Annotated in this window: 1 protein-coding gene; it reads left to right on the top strand. The window is 30.9% G+C overall.

Annotated features, from left to right (window positions below; translation table 11 throughout):
• Nucleotides 1-96: 96 nt before the first annotated feature.
• Nucleotides 97-298 (top strand): HesB/IscA family protein (locus H2O73_RS23830; RefSeq protein WP_182110776.1); only part of this gene is annotated, 202 nt, incomplete at its 3' end.

The following is a 298-nucleotide window of genomic DNA, read 5'->3' as shown; positions in this document are numbered from 1 at the left end:
TATTATAACATATGCTAATATAATGTTAGTATATATGGTAATCCGTGACTTATATTGTATATTTGCACTCTATTTAGAGATAATCTAATTAAGAATATGATAAAAGTATCTGAAACAGCTAAAAAGAAAGTCATAGAACTTATGACTGAAGATGGCTATGACGCAACAACAGATTTTGTTCGTGTTGGTGTAGTAAGCGGAGGTTGCTCTGGTTTATCCTACAATTTAAAATTTGATAAGGAACAACTAGAAGAAGACAAAGTTTTTGAAGACAACGGTGTGAAAATTGTTGTGGACA

This window comes from Vibrio marinisediminis (assembly GCF_014050145.1).
Taxonomy (GTDB): domain Bacteria; phylum Pseudomonadota; class Gammaproteobacteria; order Enterobacterales; family Vibrionaceae; genus Vibrio; species Vibrio marinisediminis.
This window is presented reverse-complemented; position numbering and strand designations above follow the sequence as displayed.